Raw genomic sequence first — 25,205 nt, 5'->3', positions numbered from 1 at the left:
CACGGGAGTCGTCCTCGACCGGCTCACCGCCGCCCAACGCACCATCCTGGGCCTCCTCGACATCCCACTACCGTGGCCCGAACACCAAGACCTTGACCCCAAACGGTGCGGAAAACGCGACTAGGCACAGCTCTCCGATCAGGACGCGGTCGGGCTCCGGGACGTTACGGACCAGCCCGGTTCGGGCCAGCGTCTCGGCGCGCATGAGGCCGAAGACGAACGGAGCGGGGCCGCCGCAGGACCACTGCAAGGCGTGGTGGCGTCGGCGATGGTCCGGCGAGGAGAGGTCGGCTAGAGGCTGGGGGCCGTGTTCGGTGGTGATCCGAGCCCATGAGCCATAGTGGACGACCCGGCCGGATTCGTCGGTGAAGATCACGCCCGAGTAGCAGAGCACCGCCGAAGATTCTGCGTCCAGCGCTTCGACGCACCTCGTCAAGAAGGTACGGTCACACCAGTCATCGTGTGCAGTCCACTTGAAGAGCTCTCCACGGCTCAGCTTGAATACCCGGTTGTAGTTGCGGGCAGCTCCGATGTTCTCATGGTTGCGGTAGTAGCGCACGCGGCCGTCTCGACGCGCGAACTCGAGGCAGATGTCGCTGGTTGCGTCGCTCGATGCGTTGTCGGAGATCACGACCTCGAGGTCGTGGTACTCCTGGGTGAGGATGGAGCTCAGCGCACGGCGCAGGTAGCGGCCGCCGTTGCGCACCGGGACTCCCACGCTGACCCTGGGGCGCGTCGCCTCGGTCACGTGGCGCCTTATCGACGCGGGTGGGCGCGGTGAGGCCGTGCCACTCGCTCCACGGCTGGAGAAGACGCCACGGTGTGCTCCTTCCAGCAGCGGGTCGTTGGTTCAGGCGGCGTCCGGGCGACCGGACCAGGACGGTTTTGGCGTCGGGACATCTTCGGGCGCGGCAGTCTCCGTGTCGGCAGCCGGCCGACGCAACAGCTTGTTGTAGATGGAGACGTAGGCTTCGGCCTGCCGTTCCCAGCACAGCCCGTCTTCGATACGGCTGCGGGCCGTGCGCGACATCCGTGCACGGCGAGCCTCGTCGCCGAGTAGCCCGTCGATGGCTTCCGCCAGCGCCTCGACGTCGTTGTCGGAGACGTAGACCGCGCTGTCGGCGGCGGAAACGCGGTGTTCCGGCAGGTCGAAACAGACGACCGGGACGCCAAAGGCCATGTACTCGACCACCTTGTTCATCGTGCAGAGGTCGTTGAAACCATTGCTGGGATCCGGTGCGACCCCCAAGTCCGCGGTGGACAGGTACTCGCTGATCATGCGGTCGTCGGCACGGCCGGCGAAGGTCACCCACGGGTCGATACCGAGTTCCGTCGCCTCGACCCGCAGATCCACGAGACAGTCACCGAAGCCCAGCAGCGCGAAGTGACAGTCGGTCCGGCCCCGCCGGTGGACGAGCTCCGCGATCCCGCGCAGCAGCAGGTCGACGCCGTCCTGGGGCCCCATTACCCCCAGGTAACAGGCGAGGTGGCGCTTGCCCCCCCTGAGGTCCGGGTGGGGATCCCCCCGCCGCATCTCCGACGCCACCGGGCCGCTGCGCACGACCGTGGAGGCGACGGGATCGACGGACCCACGCGTGAGAGCGATCCCCTGGAACGAGCCGTTGGTGGAGATGACGTGGTCAGCCAGGCGGTAGGTGAAGCGCTCGAGCAGTTCGAGGAGGGGACGGGCGACGCGGCGGGCGGTGCCGCTGAAACGCACGTCGGCAAGTTCAGGGCACAGGTCGTGCTGATCAAAGACGAAGCGGGTGCCGAAGAGCTTGAATGGGGCGGCCAGCGCGAAGTACGTGTCCGGGGGGTTGCAGGCCTGGATGGCGTCGATGCGGTGGCGCCGTGCGATCCGCAGGGCCATCCAGGCCGTGGCGAGCCAGCAGTACACCACCTCGGATACGAACCCGGGGAGCCCGGCTGCCTGCGGGGGCGGCGGGTACCGGTGGATGTGAACACCTTCGAGTTCCTCGTAGGCGACCCTGTCGGGTCCCATCGGGCAGACGACCGAGACCTCGAACCCTGCCTGACGCAGCGCCTTGCACTCCAGCCAGACACGCCGGTCCAGCGGGACCGGGAGGTTCTGCACGAGGATCAGCACGTGTGGGCCTCCGCTCCCGTCGTCGAACGGACGGATGCGGGACACGTTGCGGTCGACGGTCCGGTGGGCTCTCCTCAAGCCTTGCTGCCTCCTGGGCGGCCGGCTGGGCGGCCCGGCTGCTCTCCCGATGCATCCAACAGGCCGGTCGACGGTGGGATTAGGTGCAAGTGTCCCGAGGATGTCCGCGTTGCCCGACAAGGTCAGCCCGGGACATCGGGACACGTGTCCCTGCCCGGAGCCCCGTGTATGGCGCAACCTCCCCCCATGGATTCGACGGCGGCGGGGCCGGCGGTCGACGTGGCCGTCGTGGTTGTGACGTGGAACAGCGCAGACGTTGTCGGCGACTTCTTGGCCTGCTTGCCGGCGTCGCTCGCCGGCCTGCGGTACCAGGTGGTGATCGCTGACAATGCCTCGACGGACGGCACGGCCGACGTCGTCCGTCGACTCGTTCCACGAGCCACAGTCGTCGACCTGGGCCGAAACGCCGGATACGCGGCTGGCATCAACGCCGGCCTACGAACGGCCGAGCCGGCCCGTGCGGTGCTCATCTGCAACCCGGACGTCCGGCTGCGGCCTCGAGCCGTTCGACTGCTCCTGGCGGCGCTCGACGACCCAGAGGTCGGGATGGCCGTGCCACGCCTGGTCGATGGGAACGGTCGTCTGCAGCCGTCGCTCCGCCGGCGACCGACGGTCCTGCGCGCCCTGGGCGAGGCGGTTCTGGGTGGCGCGCGGGCGGGGCGCTTCGACCGACTCGGTGAAGTGATCCACATCCCGAGCGTCTACGAGCGGGAGATGGACGTCGAGTGGGCCACAGGAGCCTGCTTGCTCGCGTCCGCACGCTGCCTGCACGACGTTGGCGAGTGGAACGAGAGCTTCTTCCTGTACTCGGAGGAGACGGACTACGCCCTGCGCGCACACGACCGGGGCTTCCGCGTCCGCTACGTCCCAGACGCCGTCGCGGAGCACGACGGCGGAGACCTGCACCGCTCACCCCACTTGTGGCGGCTGAGAGCTGTCAACCGTGTCCGTCTCTACGAGCACCGGCACGGTCCGGCTGCGACCAGGGCGTACTGGGCGGCCGCTACCTTGCACGAGGGTGTGCGGGCCTTGGCCGGTCACCGCAGCAGCCGTATCGCTTACCGCGCGCTGCGGGCATGGCGGCCCCGGTCGGAGACATCGTGACGAGCATCGTCGTCCCAGCACACGACGAAGAGGCGTCCATCGCCGCATGCCTGTCGTCCCTCCTGTCCGATGCGGCGGAGGACGAGTTCGAGGTCGTGGTCGTGTGCAACGGCTGCACAGATGGCACCGCGGAGGTCGCATCCGGTTTCGGTGACGCGGTCACGGTGCTTCAGACGCCAATCGCGTCGAAGATCCGTGCCCTGTCGCTGGGCGACCGGGAGGCGACACGCTTCCCTCGACTCTATGTCGACGCTGACGTGACCCTGGACACGGCGTCGGTGCGGGCGCTGACGGCAGCACTCGCGCAACCGGGCACGTTGGCGTTGGCGGTCTCCCCTCGACCCGCCTACCAGCTCGCGGGGGTCGGTTGGGCTGTCCGGTCGTACTACCGGATCTGGCAGCACCTGCCCGGGGTGCGGGCGGGAGTCGTGGGCGCCGGCGTGTACGGCCTGTCTGCAGCGGGGCGGACACGCCTGGGTGACTTCCCCGAGGTGCTCGGCGACGACTACTTCGTCCAGCAGCGCTTCCAGGCCCACGAGCGTCGGGTCGTCCACGAAGCCGTGTCGCGTATCGACCCGCCCGCGTCGGTCCGTGAGCTGGTCCGGCGCAAGGTCCGCGTCTTCGTCGGCAATCGGCAGCTCGCCGACCTGTTACCGGCAGGAACGTCGACCGCCCGCTGGACCGGATGCATGGCGGTCGTACGCGATCAGCCGCGACTCGTACCCCATGTGCCCGCCTTCGCCGCCGTGACCGTGATCGCCAAGATCATCGCGTGGTGGCGCTACCGGCGCGGGACCTGGCGCGGCTGGTCCGGCCGTGGAGGGCGAGGTCGCCACGGGGGACAGCTGCCCCTGGAAGAGACGGGACCGGACAGCGACCTTCGTGACGCCAGCCCGCTGAGGCCGCACGTGGCGGTCATTGACGGATCCCACGATACGTGGAGGGAGTTCACACGATGAAAGTCGCCATCCTGGCCGGAGGCGTCGGCAGCCGGCTCGCCGAGGAGACCGTCAGCAAACCGAAGCCGATGGTGGGCATCGGCGGCAAGCCGATCCTGTGGCACATCATGCGCTACTACTCGACGTTCGGCTTCGACGACTTCCTGGTCGCGCTCGGGTACAAGGGCGAGCACATCAAGCGCTGGTTCGTCGAGTACGCCTCGCTCGCGAGCGACCTCACCGTCGACCTCGGTAGGGGCCAGGTCCGCCCGCACGAGTGCGAACGCGACGAGTGGACCGTCGCGCTGATCGACACAGGTCTGCACACTGCCACCGGTGGTCGCATCAAGCGGCTCGGCCGGCACATGGGCAACGAGCGCTTCATGCTGACCTGGGGCGACGGGGTCTCCAACGTGGACCTGCACGGACTGCTGGCGTTCCACCGTTCACACGGCAAGCTCTGCACGCTGACGGCCGTCCGGCCGCCGGCTCGCTTCGGCCACATCGAGTTCGACGGCGACCAGATCGTCGAGTTCACCGAGAAGCCACAGACCGGCGAGGGCTGGATCAACGGGGCGTTCTTCGTCTGCGAACCCGGTGTCTTGGACTACATCGACGGCGACGAGGACATGTTCGAACGGGCTCCGCTGGAGGGTCTCGCGCGTGACGGCCAACTGATGGCCTACCGCCACTACGACTTCTGGCAGTGCATGGACACGCTGCGCGACAAGAAGCTCCTCGACGAGCTCTGGGAGACCGAGAAGGCCCCCTGGAAGGTCTGGATCTGATGAAGGTGCTCGTCACGGGTCACCACGGCTACATCGGGTGCGTTCTCGTGCCCCTCCTACAAGAGGCCGGCCACGAGGTCGTCGGCCTGGACAGCTACCTGTACGAGGGCTGCACGGTGGGCCCCGACGTCGACGACATCCCCTCCCTCCGGATGGACGTGCGCGACGTGACGGTGGATCACGTGCGCAGCTACGACGCGGTGATCCACCTGGCCGCGATCTCCAACGATCCCGTCGGGGACCTCAACCCCGCTTGCACCTACGACCTGAACTACCGCGGATCGGTGACCCTGGCGAAGGCGGCCAAGGCGGCAGGGGTCGAGCGGTTCCTGTTCTCGTCGTCCTGCAGCCTCTACGGAGCCGGCGGGCAGGAGGTCCTCGATGAGACCGCGGAGTTCTTCCCGGTCACCCCGTACGGCCAGTCCAAGATCATGTCGGAGCACGACATCAGCGCCCTGGCCGACGACGACTTCAGCCCGACCTTCCTGCGGAACGCCACGGCGTACGGGTTCTCGGCGCGGCTGCGTGGGGACCTGGTCGTCAACAACCTCGTCGGGTACGCGCTGCTGACGGGTGAGGTCCTGATGAAGAGTGACGGGACCCCGTGGCGGCCGCTGGTCCACATCGAGGACATCTCCCACGCGGTCCTCGCGATCCTCGACGCTCCGCGCGAGCTCGTCCACAACGAACCCTTCAACGTCGGGCGCACCGAGGAGAACTACCGGATCCGCGATGTCGCCCGCATCGTCGAGGAGGTCGTCCCGGACAGCATGGTGACGCTCGCTGACACGGCCGGTCCCGATATGCGCAACTACCGGGTGAGCTGCGACAAGCTCGCAAGGACGCTGCCGGAGTACCAGCCGACCTGGACCGTCCGCGCCGGCGCGGAGCAGGTCTACGAGGGCTACCTGCAGTACGGGCTGACCCGGGAGCAGTTCGACGGGCCTGACCTGATGCGCATCGAGCACGTCAAGGAACTGATCGGGTCGGGACGACTCGACGACATGCTCCGCTGGCAGGTGGAGCCGATCGCCACCACGGAGCAGACCGGATGACGCGAGCCACCATCGACGTCCCGCGCTGCCGCTCCTGCGGCGACGCCGGGTTGAGGACGTTCCTGTCCCTGGGCAAGCATCCCCTCCCGGATGCCCTACTGCGGCCTGAGCAGCTGGCCGACCCGGAGCCGCACTTCCCCCTGGACGTGGCGTTCTGCGGGAGCTGCACCCTCGTGCAACTGCTCGGCGAGGTCCCGCCCGAGATGCTGTTCGTCGACAACTACCTGTACTTCTCGTCGTTCTCGGACCGCCTGCTGGCCCACGCTCGCGATCACGCGCTCGCCCTGATCGAGTCGCGGGACCTGGGGCCGGACAGCCTCGTCGTCGAAGTCGCCAGCAACGACGGCTACTTGCTGAAGAACTTCGTGGACGCCCGCGTACCCGTGCTGGGCATCGACCCGGCCCCCGACCAGGCTCTTGCCGCCCGCCGGATCGGCGTCCCCACGATCGAAGAGTTCTTCGGCGTCGAGCTCGCGGAACGCCTGACGGACCGAGGCGGACGTGCCGACGTAGTCATCGCGAACAACGTCATGGCGCACGTTCCCGACCTCAACGGGTTCGTCGGCGCCATGGCGATCCTCCTCGACGACGACGGCGTCATCACCGTGGAGAACCCGTACGTGCGCGACCTGATCGAACACGGGGAGTTCGACACGATCTACCACGAGCACTTCTACTACCACTCCTGCACGGGGGTGGACGCGCTCGTCCGCCGCCACGGGCTGTACCTGAACGACGTCGAGTACTTCCCGGACCTGCACGGCGGCACGCTCCGCTGGCACATCGGCAAGCGCGAGGACGTCAGCGACACGGTGCGCGCCTACCTCGACGACGAGCGCAAGCGTGGCATGACCGGGTTCGGCTACTACGCCGACTTCGCCGAGCGGGTGGAGACGATCAAACGGGAGCTCCTCGAGTTGCTGGAGGGTCTCAAGGCGGACGGGAACACCATCGCGGCGTACGGCGCCGCGGCGAAGGGCAGCACGCTGATCAACTACGTGGGCGTGGACTCTGAGCTCGTGGACTTCGTCGTCGACCGCAACCCGCACAAGCACGGCCGGCTCATGCCCGGGATGCACCTGCCGATCTTCCCGACGGACGCGCTGCGCGAACACCAGCCCGACTACGTGCTGATCCTCGCCTGGAACTTCGCGGGCGAGATCGTCGCCCAACAGCAGGAGTACCTGCGTCGCGGCGGTCACTTCATCGTGCCGGTCCCCACCCCCGAGGTGATCGCGTGACCCGCATCGACACCTGCCCGGCCTGCGGGGCAGGCGGCCTGGAGGTCTTCCACCGTGCCGCCGGTGTGCCCACCAACAGCTGCCTGCTGCTCGAGGACCCCGAGGAGGCGCGTGACTTCCCGCGCGGCAACCTTGAGCTGGCCTTCTGCGGCGCGTGCGGGTTCATCACCAACGTCGTCTTCGATCCGTCGCGGGCCGAGTACTCCGGCCGCTACGAGGAAACCCAGGGCTACTCGGCCACGTTCGTGGAGTTCGGTCGGAACCTCGCGAAGCGGTGGGTCGAGGCCTACGACTTGCACGGCGAGCACGTGCTGGAGATCGGGTGCGGCAAGGGCGAGTTCCTTACCTGGATGGTGGAGGCGGGCGCCGGCAGCGGTGTGGGTATCGACCCGGGTGTGGACCCCGAGCGGTTGGAGACCGGCGCCGCCGAGCGCATCGCGTGGATCGCGGACTTCTACGACGACCGGTACGCCCACCTGCAGGCCGACGCGATCGTGTGCCGCCACACTCTGGAGCACATCCATCCCGTATCCGACTTCCTGCACACGGTGCGCCGCAACATCGGCGATCGGCGGGACGCGGTGGTGCTGTTCGAGCTGCCGGACACCCTACGGGTACTGCGGGAGGTGGCGTTCTGGGACGTCTACTACGAGCACTGCAGCTACTTCACGATCGGTTCGCTCATCCGCCTGTTCCGGTCGTGCGGATTCGACGTCCTGGACGCCTCGTACGCCTACGAGGACCAGTACCTGTTGATAGAGGCGCGCCCGGGCGGGTCCGGCGACGACCGTTCCAAGCTGTCGACAGATGTCGCCGATGTGGCGGCGCTCGCGCGTCGCTTTGGTGCACGGTTCGAGGAACAGGCCCGTGCGTGGCACGACCGGATCGCCGCCATCGTCGGCCGGGGAGGTCGGGTCGCGTTGTGGGGTGGCGGCTCGAAGGCCGTGGCGTTCCTGACCACGCTCGGCGATCGCTCGCTGATCGACGTCGTGGTGGACATCAATCCCCGCAAGCAGGGTCGCTACATCGCGGGTACGGGCCATCCGGTCGTCGGTCCCGAGACCCTACCGGACCTGGCGCCGGAACTGGTCGTCGCGATGAACCCCGTCTACGCGCCGGAGATCGCAAGCGCCCTGGACGACCTGAAGCTGAGCGCGAGACTGGAATCGTTGTGAGCCTCTCGACCGTCGACCCGGCCGTCGATCACGCAGCTGTCGGCAGCGAGACGTGCGTCGCTTGCGGCGGTGCCCAGCTCGAGCCGTTCCTCGACCTCGGGCACGTACCGATCGAGACAACGTGCCTGTACCACACGCGTACCGAGGCGGTGGATGCGCCGATGGGGCGAATGGTCCTGCAGGCGTGTCCCCGATGCGGCCTGGTCCGAAACGTCGCGTTCGAGCCCGAGGCGGTCGCCTACACCACCGAGTACGAGAACTCCCAGCACTTCTCGCCGACCTTCCAGCGCTACGCCGAGCAGCTCGTCGACCGGCTGATCGAGACCTACGGGCTGCGTGGCGGGAGGATCGCGGAGATCGGCTGCGGGAAGGGCGAGTTCCTCGCGCTGTTGTGTGAACGTGCCCAGGCCCGGGGGATCGGTTTCGATCCGACCTACGACGGCGAGGTGGACGCGTCGGCTCAGCACATCGAGATTCGGCGCGAGTTCTTCCCTGGGAGCGACGGGATCCTGGACGTGCAGCTCGTCGCTTGCCGTCATGTCCTCGAGCACGTCGCGGCGCCGGACGAACTGCTTCGGACCGTGGCCGAGTCCCTGCCCGGTCCCGGGCCCGCGTACTTCGAGGTGCCGAACGCGTCCCACGTGTTCAGTCCGTCCGGCATGTGGGATCTGATCTACCAGCACGTGTCGTACTTCGACGCCCGGTCGATGTGGGCGCTCTTCACCCGCTGCGGGTTCGACGTGACCAGGTTGGCCGAGTCGTTCCGGGGCCAGTTCCTGTCCCTCGACGCGGTCCCGGCCGAGCACCCCGCCGAGCCGATGGTGTCCCGGTCCCGGGACACAGGACGGTTCGCGGCGACGTTCCGACACACCATGGATTTCTGGGAACGGTTCGCTGTCGACAACAGCGGTCGGCGCGTCGTGCTGTGGGGTGCGGGCGCGAAGGGCGTGTCGTTCCTGAACCTCACATCGGTGGGGCAGGTCGTCTACGCGGCCGTCGACGTCAACCCGCGCAAGCAGGGCTCGTTCGTTCCGGGGACCGGCCAGGAGGTCCTGGCGCCCGATGACCTCCGCGATGACCGCCCCGATGTCGTGCTGGTGGCCAACCCTGCCTACGAGTGGGAGATCCGGTCCGCGCTCAGTGACCTGGGCGTGAAGCCCATCGTCACGTCGCTATGAAGCCCCGCCGCGGCAGCTTCCTGCTGGCGATGGTGCTGCTGGCCTCGCTCGCGGTCGGAACGGCTCCGGCCCGTCCCTCCACGGCGACCGGGCCTGCGTTCGAGTCCGACGATTTCAACACGTCGTCGTTGGATGCGCGCTGGTCGGTGGTGGATCCGGTGGGTGACGGGTCGGTGGCGCTGGTGGGGGCGGGCAGTGGGCAGGCGACGTTGGACCTGTCGGTGCCGGGTGGGGTGTCCCACGATGCGTGGGGGACCAACCGGTCGTTGCGGGCGGTGCAGGCGACCAACGACGTGGATTTCGAGGCGGAGGTCGCGTTCGCGTCGGTGCCGTCGCTGAAGTACCAGATGCAGGGGCTGATGGTCGAGCAGGACGCCGACGACTGGTTGCGGTTCGACGTCTACCACGACGGTTCGGGGTTGCGGGTCTTCGCGGCGGCCACCACGGCAGGCAGTTCGAAGGCCAAGCTGAACCAGACGATCAGCGCGTCGCAGGCCGTGGCGTTGCGGGTGCACCGGGCCGGGGATACCTGGACGTTGAGTTACGCGGCTGACGGCGGCGGGTTCACCACCGTGGGGTCGTTCAGCCACGCGTTGGGTGTGAGCACCCTGGGGCCGTTCGCGGCCAACCACCACACCACCGCCTCCTCGGTGCCGGCGTTCACCGCTCAGGTGGACTACGTGTTCGACACCGCCGCGCCGATCAGCCCCGAGGACGACCCCTACGCGGTCGCCAGCTACACGCTGTCGACGTCGACGGTGGGGTCGGGCAGCGTCTCGCGGTCGCCTGACGGGTCCTCGTACGCCGAGGGCACCGAGGTGCAACTGACCGCGGTGGCTGATTCGGGGTGGCGCTTCGACGGGTGGAGCGGCGACCTGACGGGTTCGGCCAACCCGCAGGCCCTGGTGATGGACGCGGACAAGTCGGTGACGGCGACGTTCTCTGCCGACACGGCCCCGCCGGTCATCAGTGCGGTGGCGGTGTCCACCACCGACACCTCGGCCACGGTGACCTGGACCACCGACGAGCCGGCCACCTCCGCGGTGGCCCACGGGCCTACCACCGCCTACGAGAACGGCACCGTCAGCGACGCGACGCTGACCACCACCCACAGCATCACCCTCGACCGACTACAGCCCGCTACCACCTACCACTACCAGGTCGCCTCCACCGACGCCGCCTCCAACACCGCCACCACCCCAGACGCCACCTTCACCACCGAGGCGACGGCCTCGACGTCGGGCGCCTTCGAGTCCGACGATTTCAACACGTCGTCGTTGGATGCGCGCTGGTCGGTGGTGGATCCGGTGGGTGACGGGTCGGTGGCGCTGGTGGGGGCGGGCAGTGGGCAGGCGACGTTGGACCTGTCGGTGCCGGGTGGGGTGTCCCACGATGCGTGGGGGACCAACCGGTCGTTGCGGGCGGTGCAGGCGACCAACGACGTGGATTTCGAGGCGGAGGTCGCGTTCGCGTCGGTGCCGTCGCTGAAGTACCAGATGCAGGGGCTGATGGTCGAGCAGGACGCCGACGACTGGTTGCGGTTCGACGTCTACCACGACGGTTCGGGGTTGCGGGTCTTCGCGGCGGCCACCACGGCAGGCAGTTCGAAGGCCAAGCTGAACCAGACGATCAGCGCGTCGCAGGCCGTGGCGTTGCGGGTGCACCGGGCCGGGGATACCTGGACGTTGAGTTACGCGGCTGACGGCGGCGGGTTCACCACCGTGGGGTCGTTCAGCCACGCGTTGGGTGTGAGCACCCTGGGGCCGTTCGCGGCCAACCACCACACCACCGCCTCCTCGGTGCCGGCGTTCACCGCTCAGGTGGACTACGTGTTCGACACCGCCGCGCCGATCAGCCCCGAGGACGACCCCTACGCGGTCGCCAGCTACACGCTGTCGACGTCGACGGTGGGGTCGGGCAGCGTCTCGCGGTCGCCTGACGGGTCCTCGTACGCCGAGGGCACCGAGGTGCAACTGACCGCGGTGGCTGATTCGGGGTGGCGCTTCGACGGGTGGAGCGGCGACCTGACGGGTTCGGCCAACCCGCAGGCCCTGGTGATGGACGCGGACAAGTCGGTGACGGCGACGTTCTCTGCCGACACGGCCCCGCCGGTCATCAGCGCGGTGGCGGTGTCCACCACCGACACCTCGGCCACGGTGACCTGGACCACCGACGAGCCGGCCACCTCCGCGGTGGCCCACGGGCCTACCACCGCCTACGAGAACGGCACCGTCAGCGACGCGACGCTGACCACCACCCACAGCATCATCCTCGACCGACTACAGCCCGCTACCACCTACCACTACCAGGTCGCCTCCACCGACGCCGCCTCCAACACCGCCACCACCCCAGACGCCACCTTCACCACCGATCCCGACTCGAACCCGGTGATCGATCTGTGGCACGGCCCGGAGCGGTCGTTCGGGTCACCAGGACGATCCCAGTTGTGGATCAACATCCTCGGCAACGTGTTCGATGGGGACGGGATCGCGGCGCTCAGTTTCACCCTCAACGGAGGCGCAAGCAGGGCGCTGTCGATGGGGCCAGACAACCGTCGACTGTCCGAATCCGGAGACTTCAACGTCGAGATCGGCTACGACGAGCTCCTGCCGGGGGCCAACCAGGTCGCGATCTCCGCAGCGGACGCGTTAGGCAACACATCGACCGCGGTCGTGAACGTGCACTACGAGAGTGGGCTCGTGGCCTCACTGCCTCACTCGGTTGATTGGACGGCCGGACCCCTGGACCAGTTGGCGCAGATCGTGGATGGTCGGTGGACAGTCGCCGACGACGGAACTATCCGCACTGCCCAGTTGGGCTACGACCGCTTGATCACGCTCGGCGACCTGAGCTGGCGCAACTACGAGGTCCAGGTACCCGTAACGGTCCACGGCTTCGGGCCGGGCGCGTACTCTTACCTGAGCGGTGCTCCGCTTGTGGGGTTGGCCCTGCGCTGGCAGGGTCACTCGCGGCGGGACACGAACGACACATCACAACCTCGGTACTACTGGTGGCCCACCGGCGCGCTGGGTTGGTACCGATGGTACGAGACCAAACCAAGGGCGGAACTGCTGGGCAACGAGGACTCACCGAAAGCAAGCCAGGGGATGCACCTGGACCTGGGAACGGCGTACATCCTGCGCGCACAGGTCCAGGACACGCCCACGGGGACCGCGTACCGGCTCAAGCTGTGGGCCGCCAACGAACTCGAACCTGCGTCGTGGACCGTCGCGATCGAGGACGACAACTCACCAGCCACCGGTTCCGTGGGTCTGATCGCACACCACGTCGATGTGACGTTCGGCCACGTGGTCGTGACACCCCTCGAGGCGACCGAGTGAAGTCGAGCGAACACGGAAGACACGGAGAGATGCGCGGGGTAACGTCGAAAGAGGCGACGGGGGTCGCTGGTCTTCCGGAAACCCAGAGGGCAGGGACATCCACGCAGATGAGCGGACCCACCGTCAGTGTCGGCCTCCCCGTCTACAATGGCGAGCGGTACGTGGAGCGCGCTATCCGCTCCATCCTGCGCCAGGACTACCGCGATATCGAATTGATCGTCTCGGACAACGGTTCGACCGACGGGACGAAGGCCGTCTGTCGCCGCCTCGCTGCCTCCGATCCACGGTTGCGCTACGTATGCAGTGACATCAACCGAGGCGCGGCCTGGAACTTCAACCATGTGGTGGCAGTGGCGACCGGCCGCTACTTCAAGTGGGCGTCCGCAGACGACGAACTCGCCCATAACTACATCTCTACATGTATCCAGGTGCTGATCGAAGATGCCAGCGTCGTGGTTGCCCATCCGATGACGGTTGACATCGATGATGAAGGCACCATCGTGAAGGTCTGGGCGAGCCAACCTGCAGCGGATCACCCGACGGCGCACGAACGCCTGGGCAGCCTTCTGCGCCGGAACCATCAGTGCTTCCCCGTGTTCGGGCTGATGAGGCGCGACGTGCTCATGCGGACGGGCCTGGTCGGTCGATACCCGGAATCGGATGATGTTCTGGTCGCCGAACTTGCGCTGCACGGTCGGATCGTCGAGATCCCGTACCCCTTGTTCCTGCACAGGGAGCACTCAGGACGCTCCGTCGTCGTGAACCCGTCGTCACGTTCCCGAGTCGCGTGGTTCGACCCATCGAGAGCTGGCTCGATCGTGTTCCCGGCATGGCGCCTCTTTTACGAGTACCTGCACGCCATCCATCGGTCTCCCGTCCACGCACCTGAGCGCCTCCGCTGCTATTTGGAGTTGCGCCACTGGCTCCGCCGCAACTCCGTCAACATGTTGAGGAATCTGGCAAGAGCCGCGGTGGAGGTGGGGAGACGAGCGTCCGTCCACGGCGGATCAGCACCTGCAAGTTCAGAGATGATGTCCGGTCCGACGGCCACGATGACGTCTCGCGGGATCGCCGCCCGGAAGTCGCTGACGGGGACACGTGACCCTACTTGTCCGGAAGAACTCGAACCATCCTGTACGGCAGCGGGTGGGCGAGGGTCATGGACGCCCCGATCCCGGCATGTGAGTCGGTAGACGACATGGAAGCATTGCCTCAGTTCCTACTCGCAGCGATCGAGGAGCCTTCGCCTTGGACGTTCTAACGATGCTGCGGACGGCAGTCCGGCGCTGGTACGTCGTCGCGCCGATCCTGGGGGTCGTCTCGGTCATCTGTGTCTGGCTTGTACGCATAGCCCCTGTGACCTACAGGGCCGAAGGGTGGCTAGTTCTGGTTTCACCGAACGTGGCGGTGTCCGAGGACGGCGCGGTGCCTACCAACCCGTATCTCTCGTTCAACTCCTCGTTGAACGTCACGGCTAGCGTCCTGGAACGCAGGGTTTCGTCACCGGAGGTGCGCGCACGCATCCAGGCCGAGGGCTTCGTGTGGGATTACGAGATCGGGACAGAGCGCAACAACCCCAGCCTGGGCGTCGCTGTGGAGAGCGACGATCCGCAGGTTGTTATCGGTACGATCCGTCGGGTGCTCCAGGAGTTCGAAACTCAACTAGAAGAACTCCAGGACCGCGTCGGAGCACCCAACCAGTCGAGGATCTCGGGGACCGTGCTGAGCGCCCCGGACACTCCAGTCGGCAGCACCGGCAATCTCCCCCGCGTCCTGATCGCAGTCGCCACCCTGGGCGCGCTGCTCGCCATCGCCGCCGCGGTCCTCGTCGATGCCCTTGCCACGACATCACGGGCCTCGGCAACGGATCGAGAACGGCGAAAGGAACCGTCCGGGGGCGAGGACGGCAACCACCCACGATCTGCGTCCGATCTGGGCCACGAGCCTCCTCCCGAGGATCCCCCCACCTCGTACGGGTCTCCCTCGGTTCCACGCACACCGGTCGAGGCCAGCGCGGCGGTCGCCGCCGCGATCGTCGAGTCCCGGCGGCTGCGTGGGCAGCTTCCGGTATCACAGGAGCGCCCCGGGCAGGACCCCACCGGCCCCCACGTCGCCGACGGCACGGGAGCGTCATCATCCGACCGGGTCGCCGACGCGCTGATCGCCGCCGGACGAGGTGATCGCCCACGCGCGCAAGTGAGTGTGCCGAAGACATCACACCCTTCGGCAACGGATCGAAAATGGCCAGAGGAACCGTCCGGGGGCGAGGACGGCAACCGCCGTGGATATGCATCCGATCGGGCCCACGAGCCTCGTCCCGAGGATCCCCCCACCCCGCACGGGTCTCCCTCGGCTCCGCCCACACCGGTCGCGGCTAGACAGATTCCGACATCACAGATGAGCCCCGGGCAGATCCCGACCGGCCCGCATCCCGCCGACCGCATGGAAGCGTCATCATGGGACCGGGTCGACGGGGCGGTGACGGGCGATCACTGACGCGCGCCCTCTCATGTCCCTCCACCCCTTATCGCTGCTCTCGATCTACATAGCCCTGCTTTTCGTCCTTTCGGTCCGGTACGTGGTCGGGCCGTTGGGGGCTCTCGGGAGCCCCGCAACCCTCATCGCACTCTCCTGTGCGCTGGTATGGATCGCCAGCAGAACTCACCCGGGCATGGCGTCCGCCGCGGGTTTGCAGCCTGTCCGGACTGCGGGCTTGCTCTTCGGATGGGTGATGTTGGCTAGCTACGCCGCAGGCTCCTTCCGACCCTTGAGTGCCCTCGAAGCCAGCGGTTCGAACCGGGCGATCGTGATGGTGGCCGCGCTGATGGGGATCATGCTCCTGACCGCAGACGGGATCGAGACCCGCGACCAGCTGGATCGCCTCCTACAGCGGCTCGTCGCGGCGGCCGTCTTCCTCGCGGCGATCGGCATGGTCCAGTTCGCCTCTGGGTGGGATTTCAGCCGTGCGTTCCATCCGCCGGGGCTGAGCCTCAACGGTGACCTTGCCGCGGTCCGGGTCAGGACGGTGCCAAGGGTCACCGGAACGGCTATGCACTCGATCGAGTTCGGCGTTGTACTGGCCATGCTCCTGCCTCTAGCGATCCACTACGCGCTGTTTCCCCCAGCTGAGGCGGGGTTCTTCGGCAGGCTCTTGCGATGGGTGGCGGTAGGGTTGATAGGGTTCGCGTTACCGCTCAGCATCTCACGTTCCGCCGTCCTCGGTCTGGCGGCCGCCTTCGTCACGATGATGGCGGGCTGGTCGTGGCGGATGCGGACCAACGCGCTCGCAGCGGGCCTGGTCGGACTGGTGGCCATGAAAGCAGCGGTCCCCGGTGTTGTCAGCACGCTGAAGTCCTTCTTCATCAACTACTCCAACGATCCGAGCGTGATCGGGCGCATCGATGACTACGGCGCTGTGACACGGTTCATCGCAGAGCGGCCCCTGCTCGGCCGAGGGATCGGGACCTTCCTCCCCGACATCTACCGCTACCTAGACAACCAGTACCTCGGGGTTCTCATCGAAAGTGGAGTCCTCGGGTTGCTCGCTACCGTCGGTGTTCTGCTTGTGGCTGTCTCAGCGGCACGCGGCGGTCGACATCGGTCGTCTGACGTGGCAACCAGGAACTTAGGTCAAGCGCTGACTGCCGCCATCGCCGTCGCTTTGTTGACGTTCGCCACCTTCGACGCGCTGGCCTTCGCGATCTTCGCCGGGGCGCTGTTCATCGTGCTGGGAGCATGTGGCGCCCTCTGGCGACTCACCGCCCTAACGCTGCCACAGGCCACGTGGGCGGCCTCGGCGTGCTCGCCCGAGTTGCTGCCGCTACGAGCAGAACCTTCGACGGTGACGTGAATCGCAGACGGATCCGCCACCGAGGACTCGAATCGCGGGACGTCCTGGGAGAGGTTCAGTCGGGGTCGTCCGAGGATGGTTATGCCCTCCTGAACTCCCTCCGCGACAGTGTCTCGAGGGGCGGCCGTTCCACTTTCGCGAGCCTCGTGGCGAAACAAGGGAGCCGAGTACTGCTGTCGCTGCTACTCGCCCGGATACTCGGTCCTCAGGACTTCGCCGTCGTGAGTCTCGTCACGCTATATGTCACGTTCACCGGACTGGTCCTCGACTTCGGCTTCGGCGCAGCGCTGATCCAGCGTGACGAGGTCGAGGAGACCGACATGGGAACGGTCGCCACGCTCAACCTGCTGACTGCACTTGCGGTGTCCCTGGTCACCATCGTCACTGCCGGACCGGTCGCACGGTTCTTCCACCTCCCCGCGCTCGCGTCCCCCTTGCGGGTACTCGTGGTCGCCGTCTGCTTCCAGGCGTTCTCGGTCGTACCAGTCGCCCGTCTCACCAGAGCCTTCGATTTCCGATCGTTGGCCCGAGTCGAAGCGTCGACCGCGGTGCTCTCGGCCGTTGTAGCCATCGCAGCCGCGTTCGCGGGAGCAGGCTACTGGTCCATCGTCATCGGGGTCCTCGTACTCGACGGCTCCAACGCCGTCTGGTTGACGTCCGCCGCTGGCTGGACCCGCCTTGCATGGTCGGCTAGTTCCGCCCGTTCGTTGTTCGCCTTCGGTCGCAACGTCATGGGGTCTCAGTTCATCCGGCATTTCGCGGTGAACGTCGATAACGTACTGGTGGGCCGCTACCTGGGCCCTATCGCTCTCTCCAACTACGCCCTGGCCTACCGTGTACTGATCCTTCCTTCACAGACCCTCGGTCAGGTGCTTCGCCGGGTACTGTTCCCCGCCCTTAGCCGCCTTCAGTCACGTCCGGAGCGCCTGGGCCACTTTTACGCGCAGGCCAGCTCATCGGTCGCGCTGATCATCCTGCCTCTGCTGGCCCTGGTGGCCATGGCGGCTCCTGTTGCGATCCCGCTGATGTTCGGGCCGGAATGGTCGCCCGCCATCCTTCCAACCCAGATATTCGCACTCGGCGCCATCGCGCAGTCACTCGGGTTCCAACACCTGGTGTTTCTTGCATGTGGCAAGACGAAGCTCGTCTTCAATTTCACTCTCGCGACAACAGCCCTGTCCGTGGGGGGCTTCGTCATCGGGCTCCGCTGGGGTATAGGGGGAGTCGCTGCCGCCTACGCGATCACCCGTTCAGCCCTATGGCCGGTTGCAGCGTGGTACGTCAGGAACCTGGTAGGACTGAGCATCTTCGCCTACTTCCGGTCGCTGGCGCCCGCAGCGGCGAGTTCCGTCGCTCTCGCAGCGGCATGGGGGCTGACTCGATTCGTCCTTGAGTCCGCCGGGTTCCCTGTGGTACCGGCGGCGGCCGTGGCGACCGGGGCTGGTGTCGCGGCCTACGTCGGTGTCCTGGGCATCGTTTCGCCGCAGCAGCTTCAGCGCCTACGACGGTTGTCAGCCCTCGCGTTCCGCACCCATCGTTCGCAGCCGAACGTTCATCTCGGGACTACCAAGCAGCCGTCGACCGCAAGCACCGAACGACCCGACCGACTCCTGACCGACTCGTCAGCCGAGGTGCAAGCATGAGCGTCCAACCTTCGCAGTCCCAGACCTTCCCCGAACCCGTCCGTGTCGCTTTCTTCGGCGCTCCAGCGGATACGAGCAACCATGGCGTCACAGCACTGCAACACGCCACGGTCACTGGTCTCCGTCGGAGCATGCCGAACCTCGACTTCATAGTGTTCGACAACGGCAAGGGGAGCCGGCCACCGGCGACTGATGGTCCCGATGGCGTCAATGAGCGGATCGGTGTCAGGAGCTCTCGGCGCATCCATCGTCCCGAGAGCTGGACCAACATCCGCGCTTGCGCGAGGGTCGGCGGCCTCTGGAATCGAGCCGCGCATGCGATCCTGGATGCGGAGGCCATCCTCGACATCAGTGGAGGCGACAGCTTCACCGATCTGTACGGCGAACGTCGCTTCCGTAGCGTCACGGCACCGAAGCAGGCAGCGATGGATCTCCGACGGCCGCTGATCCTTCTCCCTCAGACGCTCGGCCCCTTCGAGCAGCCGACGGTCAGGAGCACTGCTGCACGGATTCTGCGGCACGCCGACCAGCTATGGGCGAGAGGCCAGGCAAGTCTCGACGTGGCGAGAGAACTCCTGGGCTCGGAGTTCGATCCTCAACGGCACCGGCTGGGAGTCGACGTCGCGTTTGGGCTGGAGGCACGGCCTCCCTCGACGGATCGGCTCGACGAGCTTCAGGACTGGTGGGAGCGGCAGGGACGAGTGCACGCCGGTTTGAATGTCAGCGGACTCATCTACTTTGGTCAGGAGCGCTACGGCCTCATCGCGGACTACAAGATCGCCATCCGCGGGATTGTGAAGCGGCTGGTAGAGCACGGTGGCGCATCCGTCGTTCTCGTCCCGCATGTGTTGGGCCTGGGGGGCCACGAGTCCGACGAGGGAGCGATACGTCAGATCGTGGATTCTCTCCCCCCCTCGATCCGGCACCACGTCCGTACAGCCCCGGCCCGGTTGTCGGCGGCGGAAACCAAGTGGCTAATCAGCCGATTCGAGTGGTTCTGTGGGACCCGAATGCACTCGGCGATCGCTGGCCTCGCATCGGGCGTCCCAACATCCGCGATCGCATACAGCTTCAAGACCAGGGAAGTCTTCGGCCAGCTTGGAGAAGCTGAAAAGGTCGTTGATCCCAGACGGTTCAACGAGACTGATGTGGTCGACCGGCTGTGGGAGCACTGGGAGGACCGTCGGATGATGAAGGACCGGCTCGTGCCGGCTCTTGAACACCTGGATCGACGATGGCGGCAGCAGATGGCTGTCATCTCGGCCCGTCTTGCCATGTTGTCGCCTGATCCAGGGCAGTTCGCAGGCCATCTCGAGGGCGCAGATGAAGCAGCCTGGTAGTATCTCTGACGTTTCGGCGTTCCATCTCTGCACTGGTTGCGGGGTGTGCGCCTACCTTCAGCCCGAAGCGATATGCATGGTCGACGATCCTGACCAGGGACGTCGACCACTTCCCATCCTGCCATCAGCGGACACGTCGACGAGCCTCGCAGCCTGCCCAGGCATAGGACTAGCCCACGATGCGGTGCGACGACCAGACGAGATCGACGAACTGGCCGACGCCTGGGGGCCGGTAGCCGAACTCTGGGAGGGTCATGCGGGCGATCCCGCGATCAGGTTCGCGGGCTCCAGTGGAGGCGTGATCACCGCCTTGGGCGTGTACGCCGTCGAACAGGGGGGCTTCGAAGGCGTTCTTCATACGGTCGCGCGTGAGGATCGACCATGGCTGAATCGGTCGCAGTTGAGCCGGACCCGCCAGGATCTGATAGCGGGCGCAGGTTCGCGCTATGCGCCGGCCAGCCCGTGTGAGGATCTCGGCCTGATTGAGGCGGCCTCTGGGTCCTGCGTCTTCGTTGGGAAGCCGTGTGATGTGGCTGCAGCTCGCAAGGCCGCGGCCGTACGACCGGCCCTGGCACGCAATCTTGGACTGACCATCGGGATCTTCTGCGCTGGGACACCGTCGACACGTGGCACGATCGAGATGCTCCGGCGTATGGGCGTGTCCCGACTTGAAGATGTTTCTTCGGTCCACTATCGAGGGCGGGGGTGGCCGGGCCGGGCCTCGGCGGAGTGGCGCTCCGAGGACAAGGACGAGCCCGTATCGGCGACGATGTCCTACGAGGAGTCGTGGGGTGAGGTACTTCAACAGTACCGTCAATGGCGTTGCCATCTCTGTCTCGACCACACCGGGGAATTCGCGGACATCGCGGTTGGCGATCCTTGGTATCGGCCCGTACGCGAAGGTGAATCGGGACGCTCGCTTGTTGTTGTGAGGAGTGAGCGTGGACGCGCGTTCCTGGAGTCTGCGCTCGGCTCAGGAGTAGTTCGCTTGTTAAGGGTCGACCCCGATGTCCTACCCGCTTCTCAGCCGAATCTCCTGAGGAACCGTGGAGCTGTGTGGGGCCGGATCGCCACTCTGCGGACGCTAGGATTGGCTGCCCCGACATATCGGAATCTACCGTCGTTCAGGTTCTGGCTGCGGCTGACGCTGCGAGAGAAAGTGCGCTCGATCCTCGGGACCGTCAAGCGGATCCACAGACGACGCCTGTACTATCGCGGCGCGGTTCATCCCTGCCCATCATGGATGAGCGCTTCGTGCGATCCGCTTCGTAGCGAGGAGGGGGGTGAGGCCGGGTGAGTGGCGGGGGCACGTGTCGTGTTCGGAGAACGGTCGGGCGTTACAGGAGTCAACGCAACCCGGTCGTCGACGGACCCGGATGGTGGACGTTGGGTGATGAGTTCGTTCGCTGCATAGTCCGTAGCCACGAGGTGTTCCACGTGGTTGATTCATCGCGGGACGGATGGCACCGATGATGGAGGGCGAACGTCGTCTCCGGCTTGGGTACGTCGCCCGATGGGAACCCGAACCTGAACGAACCTGGTCGGGGACGGCACTGGCGTTGCGCAACGCGCTTGCGGATCGCGCCCAGGTGGTAGACCTGGGTGTGCGGTATCGCACTGTTCCCGTCTGGCTCATGAAGGCGGCGCACGCTCGACGTGCGGATGGGCGTTGGGTATCCACCTGGAAGCAGTCGACGTTGATGGACCACTACTGTGCTTGGGATCTCTCGCGGCATCGGTATGACAAGCTGGACATGGTGGTGGAGATCGGCGACCTCGCCGTCGTCGACGGCCCTTTCGCGCTCTACCAGGACATGAGTTACGACGCTCTCCTCCAACTCTACGACGGACAGCTTCTGCAGTTCCCGGGCCTGAACAGGGAGGCGATCCTTCGGCGACGTGAACGTCAACGCATGATCTACGAACGGGCTTCACTGATCTTCGCGATGAGTCGTTGGTTCGCTGATGCGCTGGAACGTTGGTCGGACGTGGATCCCTCCAAGGTCCGAGTCCTTCATCCCGGCACACACCTTCCGAGTCATGGTCACTCGTTGCCGAGGAGCCATCGACCGGCGAAGTCGCGGAGACAGCGGCTGTTGTTCGTAGGCCGGGATTTCGTAAGAAAGGGTGGGGACCTCGTTCTTGCGGCGCTAGCCGAACTACGGCGCGATCACGATCCGGAGATCACGCTGACGGTTGCTGGACCGGCGGTGTGGACAGGAGACGCGGACGTTCCAGAAGGCGTCGATTTCCTTGGATCGGTCAGCACGCGACAGGTCGCGCGGCTGTTGGAACGACACGACCTGTTCGTGATGCCCTCGCGCTTCGAGGGGTTCGGGATTGCGTTCGCCGAGGCGCTGTCCTTCGGTGTCCCGTGCGTCGCGCGAGACGACTTTGCCATGCCGGAGCTGATCCGCGATGGCCACAACGGTGGCCTGGTGCGAAGCGATCGCGTCGATGAACTCGTCGCTAAGATCCTTTCGGTGCTGACCGACGACTCGATCTACGACGTCGTGCGCCGGGAGGCGGGCCGGGTGCGCACACACTTCTCGTGGGAGCGCGCTGGCGAACAGGTGGTCCGTGAGATCGCGACGACCTTGTGACCCCGATGCGATGACTGGGATCACCGGGCCGTCTGCCAGGCTGGGCTATCTGCCAGCGGACGTCACCACGCGCTCAACAACGCCGCCCGCTCGGAGCGAGGGCTGGATCCGGCCGGGTGGGAAGTTGCGCCGACACGACGGCGCCCGCAGAGAACAGCGACCCGAACCAGCGCGAGAAACGTGAGCCTTGGGGCCGTCCCCGGAACTGGTAGATCCGCCTTGTCGGCACGAATCCTGCCGCCACCATCCACATCTCTACGGCACGAGGACCCGCGTCGTGGACACCGGTTCGGTGCTGACCGCTCCATCCGGGGACTGGAGGAGAGGGCCTCCCCAGCGCTCGACGGAACCGGTAGTAGCGATAATTCGGTGTCGCAACGACGAGCACGCCGCCGGCAGCGACCACAGGGGTCAGGCGACGCAGCAACGTGACTGGATCCTCTAGGTGATGCAGGAGGTTGAGGATGAGGATGGTCGAGAAGACCTCGCCATGACCCTGCAGCGCGTCGAGGGCCACGTCGGGGTGGGATCCGAGCTGACGCACTCCTCGAGAGGCCCCCACTTGCCCGACGATCTCGTCCAGAGGGATACCCGTGACGCGACGGCCACTTGTCACGAGGCGCTGTTCCCCCTGCCCGGACCCCGTCCCCACCAGCAGGACATCCTGTGAAGTCGATGGAATCGCCGCATACGTCTCGTCCGAGAGCGGCTCGTCGTAGGCCTTTTCCCACCAGTCTGATTCCAGAGTTGGAGTGCGCGGCAAGAGCTGGTGGTATGACAGGTCGCCACGTGCGATCAGCCCGATGGCGCGGAGCTGGTGACCGAGGACATCTTCGTCGACGCCCATGCGGCCCACGTAGGCGTTCGACAGGTGATGCACCTCGAACTCTCGCAGACGCGTGATGCACAGACGCTTCTCGAGCCCGCATCTGACGTAAGGATCGGTGGCCGCGCTTACGAGTACGTCGGTTCGGCCGCGATGGGGCCCCACGTCGAAGCCGCCAGACTGTATGCACTGCCGGAGCTGGGCTTGAGTGAGTACGTAACATCCCGAGTGTGGGTTCGTCAGCGTGGCGAAGACCAGGTCGCCGTGCGTCGAGACCGATCCCGGATCCCAGTGGTAGCCCGAATGGATATCCGGATAGAACCGATGACCGTTAGGGGAGACCTCGTAGCGGAGGAAGCCCGGCACCTCATCAGTCGGCAGCGAAGATGCCACGTCCAGGAACGCGACGATGTTCTTCCCCGTCAGGAGGACGTCGTCTTCGCTGTACACGAACAAGTCGTAGAGGTGCGCTCGTTCGACGAAGAGTCTGCGGTGCTGAAAGGCCAGTGCTCGAGGGTCTGGATGGTAGCGGTGAACCTGCGTCTCCACATCCGCGCCAAGGTCTCGTGGCGTGTCCGTGAAGACGACGATGTCCAACTCGAGGGGCATCGTCGCGTACTCACGGAGGATCCGTGCCAAATGAGGTGCGTTCTTCGACCCGTGATGGGTGATGGCGACGAGTCCCCGCCATCGATGGGGCCGCACTTCCGCTGTTGAGCTGGTCACTGTGCCCAATGAGAGAGATCGCGACGGAGCAAGGATCCGAGCGCGCGATTGTGCGGCGCGAAGTGCCTCAGGAGATCGGCCCGGGTTCGTTGGTTCATGGTCGGCCAGGGCGCAGTGGGGAGGAAACGACGATGCAGAGTGGCACGAACGCGTTTCGGGGCGAGCTTCTGGACTCGCGTCGCTCTCACGGCTCCGAGCAGGCGCCGCCCCCCGTCGGTGTAGTTCGGCATCCTATGGTTGTGGATCGTTGACACATCGATGCTCGGCGGCGCGAGCCGGAGGCAATCGAATATTCCTCGAAGCGTCTTCTGTGGGTCGGCTCGAAGGTCGTCCAAGAGGATGATGTGCAGGCTCTCCCAACCGAACAGGTCCACGTACCGAAGGATCTGATCCGCGTAGTAGCCAGAATCGACGTACGTGCGGTACTCGTTGATGCGGCCCCGGCTATCGGGATCCAGGCTCCGGCACCACATCGCCGGGCCATCGGGCTCCTCGAAGAGGATACCGCTAGAAATGCGATCCATGTCGGCCGCGATGGCGTCATCGAAACCTGCTTGTTCCTGACCGCGTGCGTAGCGTTGCCACCAATGCGACCAGGCTCGATCGACGGGATGTCGCAGGATCACCAATAGCTTTGCGTGCGGATATCGTGATGCGATCCGGCGCGGCACGTAGGGAAGATAGAGGTTCCGGTGCCGGGCCTCCCCGACAAGTGGCTCGCCACGCCACCGGTGGGCGTAGTACTTACGCCAATAGAACTCGACTCCCGACTCGTACTCAGCTTCGAAGAAGGCCGGCTCCTTGGGATCGGACATGCAGACGTCGGCGTGCGCGTCGAGGAACCGGTGCAGGGTAGTCGTGCCCGCCTTGGCTGCCCCGAGCACGAAGACGTGCGACCTCTCAACGATCATGACTCACCCATAGGACGCACGTCCTGAACAGCCCAGAGGGACGCCGATTCCCGTCCGGGACGATCGCTCCTCCACCCAGCACCATCGTGCTCACTCCCATGATGGTCGGGAAGGGGCGATTGTCCTCGTCCGTGCGGGACGTGCTTCGCTGTGAGGATCACGCAGGAAACGTACGGTCAGCAGGCGGGGCAGTTCAGTCGGGTCTTGTCGAGGTAGGCGTTGTCGGACCAGACGCCAGCGTAGCTATCGCTGTGAACGGCTCCGTACCGGTGGGACCGGTCGAAGCGGTTCCCGCGTACGG

General features: G+C 66.2%; 19 protein-coding genes. 15 read left to right on the top strand and 4 right to left on the bottom strand.

What is annotated here, in order from left to right; genetic code table 11:
* Positions 1–67 precede the first annotated feature (67 nt).
* Both KY462_12230 and KY462_12225 read right to left on the bottom strand, forming a co-directional pair.
* Positions 68–748, bottom strand: a complete 681-nt coding sequence (locus KY462_12230; protein ID MBW3578485.1) for a glycosyltransferase family 2 protein — start codon at positions 746–748, stop codon at positions 68–70.
* 102 nt (positions 749–850) lie between these two features.
* Positions 851–2,185, bottom strand: a complete 1,335-nt coding sequence (locus KY462_12225) for a glycosyltransferase family 4 protein (GenBank protein MBW3578484.1) — start codon at positions 2,183–2,185, stop codon at positions 851–853.
* Between the two features lie 186 nt (positions 2,186–2,371).
* On the opposite strand from KY462_12225, the gene KY462_12220 reads away from it, so the two are divergent.
* The 15 genes from KY462_12220 to KY462_12150 all read left to right on the top strand — a co-directional run bounded on the left by KY462_12220 (position 2,372) and on the right by KY462_12150 (position 22,441).
* Positions 2,372–3,289 carry a glycosyltransferase family 2 protein gene (locus KY462_12220; GenBank protein MBW3578483.1) on the top strand — a complete coding sequence of 306 codons (918 nt, stop codon included), beginning with the start codon at positions 2,372–2,374 and terminating at the stop codon, positions 3,287–3,289.
* Entirely contained in the window at positions 3,286–4,248 is a 963-nt protein-coding gene (locus KY462_12215; protein MBW3578482.1) for a glycosyltransferase, read from the top strand. Before KY462_12220 ends, KY462_12215 begins: the two co-directional genes overlap by 4 nt.
* On the top strand, positions 4,245–5,015 hold the full coding sequence (gene rfbF / locus KY462_12210; GenBank protein ID MBW3578481.1) for a glucose-1-phosphate cytidylyltransferase: 771 nt from the start codon (positions 4,245–4,247) through the stop codon (positions 5,013–5,015). Before KY462_12215 ends, rfbF begins: the two co-directional genes overlap by 4 nt.
* Positions 5,015–6,070 carry an SDR family oxidoreductase gene (locus tag KY462_12205; GenBank protein MBW3578480.1) on the top strand — a complete coding sequence of 352 codons (1,056 nt, stop codon included), beginning with the start codon at positions 5,015–5,017 and terminating at the stop codon, positions 6,068–6,070. Before rfbF ends, KY462_12205 begins: the two co-directional genes overlap by 1 nt.
* Positions 6,067–7,311: a class I SAM-dependent methyltransferase gene (locus tag KY462_12200; protein ID MBW3578479.1), complete on the top strand. Its 1,245-nt coding sequence runs from the start codon at positions 6,067–6,069 to the stop codon at positions 7,309–7,311. The genes KY462_12205 and KY462_12200 overlap by 4 nt, the downstream gene beginning before the upstream one ends.
* Positions 7,308–8,486, top strand: coding sequence for a methyltransferase domain-containing protein (locus KY462_12195; GenBank protein MBW3578478.1), 1,179 nt, complete (start codon positions 7,308–7,310; stop codon positions 8,484–8,486). The genes KY462_12200 and KY462_12195 overlap by 4 nt, the downstream gene beginning before the upstream one ends.
* Positions 8,483–9,664 (top strand): class I SAM-dependent methyltransferase, encoded by a 1,182-nt coding sequence (locus KY462_12190; protein ID MBW3578477.1) that lies wholly within the window; start codon positions 8,483–8,485, stop codon positions 9,662–9,664. The genes KY462_12195 and KY462_12190 overlap by 4 nt, the downstream gene beginning before the upstream one ends.
* Complete coding sequence (locus KY462_12185) at positions 9,661–13,005, top strand: DUF1349 domain-containing protein (protein ID MBW3578476.1); 3,345 nt, start codon at positions 9,661–9,663, stop codon at positions 13,003–13,005. The genes KY462_12190 and KY462_12185 overlap by 4 nt, the downstream gene beginning before the upstream one ends.
* A 107-nt stretch (positions 13,006–13,112) precedes the next feature.
* A complete protein-coding gene (locus KY462_12180; protein ID MBW3578475.1) occupies positions 13,113–14,198 on the top strand; it encodes a glycosyltransferase in 1,086 nt (361 codons plus the stop codon).
* 232 nt (positions 14,199–14,430) lie between these two features.
* Positions 14,431–15,501, top strand: a complete 1,071-nt coding sequence (locus KY462_12175; GenBank protein ID MBW3578474.1) for a hypothetical protein — start codon at positions 14,431–14,433, stop codon at positions 15,499–15,501.
* 13 nt (positions 15,502–15,514) lie between these two features.
* On the top strand, positions 15,515–16,855 hold the full coding sequence (locus KY462_12170; GenBank protein MBW3578473.1) for an O-antigen ligase family protein: 1,341 nt from the start codon (positions 15,515–15,517) through the stop codon (positions 16,853–16,855).
* 221 nt (positions 16,856–17,076) lie between these two features.
* Positions 17,077–18,498, top strand: a complete 1,422-nt coding sequence (locus KY462_12165; protein MBW3578472.1) for a lipopolysaccharide biosynthesis protein — start codon at positions 17,077–17,079, stop codon at positions 18,496–18,498.
* A 131-nt stretch (positions 18,499–18,629) separates the two neighbouring features.
* Complete coding sequence (locus KY462_12160) at positions 18,630–19,838, top strand: polysaccharide pyruvyl transferase family protein (protein ID MBW3578471.1); 1,209 nt, start codon at positions 18,630–18,632, stop codon at positions 19,836–19,838.
* Entirely contained in the window at positions 19,822–21,135 is a 1,314-nt protein-coding gene (locus KY462_12155) for a Coenzyme F420 hydrogenase/dehydrogenase, beta subunit C-terminal domain (GenBank protein MBW3578470.1), read from the top strand. The genes KY462_12160 and KY462_12155 overlap by 17 nt, the downstream gene beginning before the upstream one ends.
* A gap of 262 nt (positions 21,136–21,397) precedes the next feature.
* A complete protein-coding gene (locus KY462_12150; protein ID MBW3578469.1) occupies positions 21,398–22,441 on the top strand; it encodes a glycosyltransferase family 4 protein in 1,044 nt (347 codons plus the stop codon).
* 73 nt (positions 22,442–22,514) lie between these two features.
* On the opposite strand, the gene KY462_12145 is transcribed toward KY462_12150, so the two are convergent.
* Both KY462_12145 and KY462_12140 read right to left on the bottom strand, forming a co-directional pair.
* Positions 22,515–23,906 (bottom strand): hypothetical protein, encoded by a 1,392-nt coding sequence (locus tag KY462_12145; protein ID MBW3578468.1) that lies wholly within the window; start codon positions 23,904–23,906, stop codon positions 22,515–22,517.
* 83 nt (positions 23,907–23,989) lie between these two features.
* Positions 23,990–24,904: a sulfotransferase domain-containing protein gene (locus KY462_12140; protein MBW3578467.1), complete on the bottom strand. Its 915-nt coding sequence runs from the start codon at positions 24,902–24,904 to the stop codon at positions 23,990–23,992.
* Between the last annotated feature and the right edge of the window lie 301 nt (positions 24,905–25,205).

The organism is Actinomycetota bacterium (assembly GCA_019347675.1).
In the GTDB taxonomy this organism is placed as follows: domain Bacteria; phylum Actinomycetota; class Nitriliruptoria; order Nitriliruptorales; family JAHWKO01; genus JAHWKW01.
The sequence above is the reverse complement of the archived record's forward strand: the minus strand, read 5'-3'. Positions and strand labels throughout refer to the sequence as shown.

Coding starts and splice junctions, on each gene's coding strand:
- KY462_12220 (MBW3578483.1), top strand. CDS start 2,372: ATGGATTCGACGGCGGCGGGGCCGGCGGTCGACGTGGCCGTCGTGGTT.
- rfbF (MBW3578481.1), top strand. CDS start 4,245: ATGAAAGTCGCCATCCTGGCCGGAGGCGTCGGCAGCCGGCTCGCCGAG.
- KY462_12205 (MBW3578480.1), top strand. CDS start 5,015: ATGAAGGTGCTCGTCACGGGTCACCACGGCTACATCGGGTGCGTTCTC.
- KY462_12200 (MBW3578479.1), top strand. CDS start 6,067: ATGACGCGAGCCACCATCGACGTCCCGCGCTGCCGCTCCTGCGGCGAC.
- KY462_12185 (MBW3578476.1), top strand. CDS start 9,661: ATGAAGCCCCGCCGCGGCAGCTTCCTGCTGGCGATGGTGCTGCTGGCC.
- KY462_12180 (MBW3578475.1), top strand. CDS start 13,113: ATGAGCGGACCCACCGTCAGTGTCGGCCTCCCCGTCTACAATGGCGAG.
- KY462_12170 (MBW3578473.1), top strand. CDS start 15,515: ATGTCCCTCCACCCCTTATCGCTGCTCTCGATCTACATAGCCCTGCTT.
- KY462_12160 (MBW3578471.1), top strand. CDS start 18,630: ATGCCGAACCTCGACTTCATAGTGTTCGACAACGGCAAGGGGAGCCGG.
- KY462_12155 (MBW3578470.1), top strand. CDS start 19,822: ATGAAGCAGCCTGGTAGTATCTCTGACGTTTCGGCGTTCCATCTCTGC.
- KY462_12140 (MBW3578467.1), bottom strand. CDS start 24,904: ATGATCGTTGAGAGGTCGCACGTCTTCGTGCTCGGGGCAGCCAAGGCG.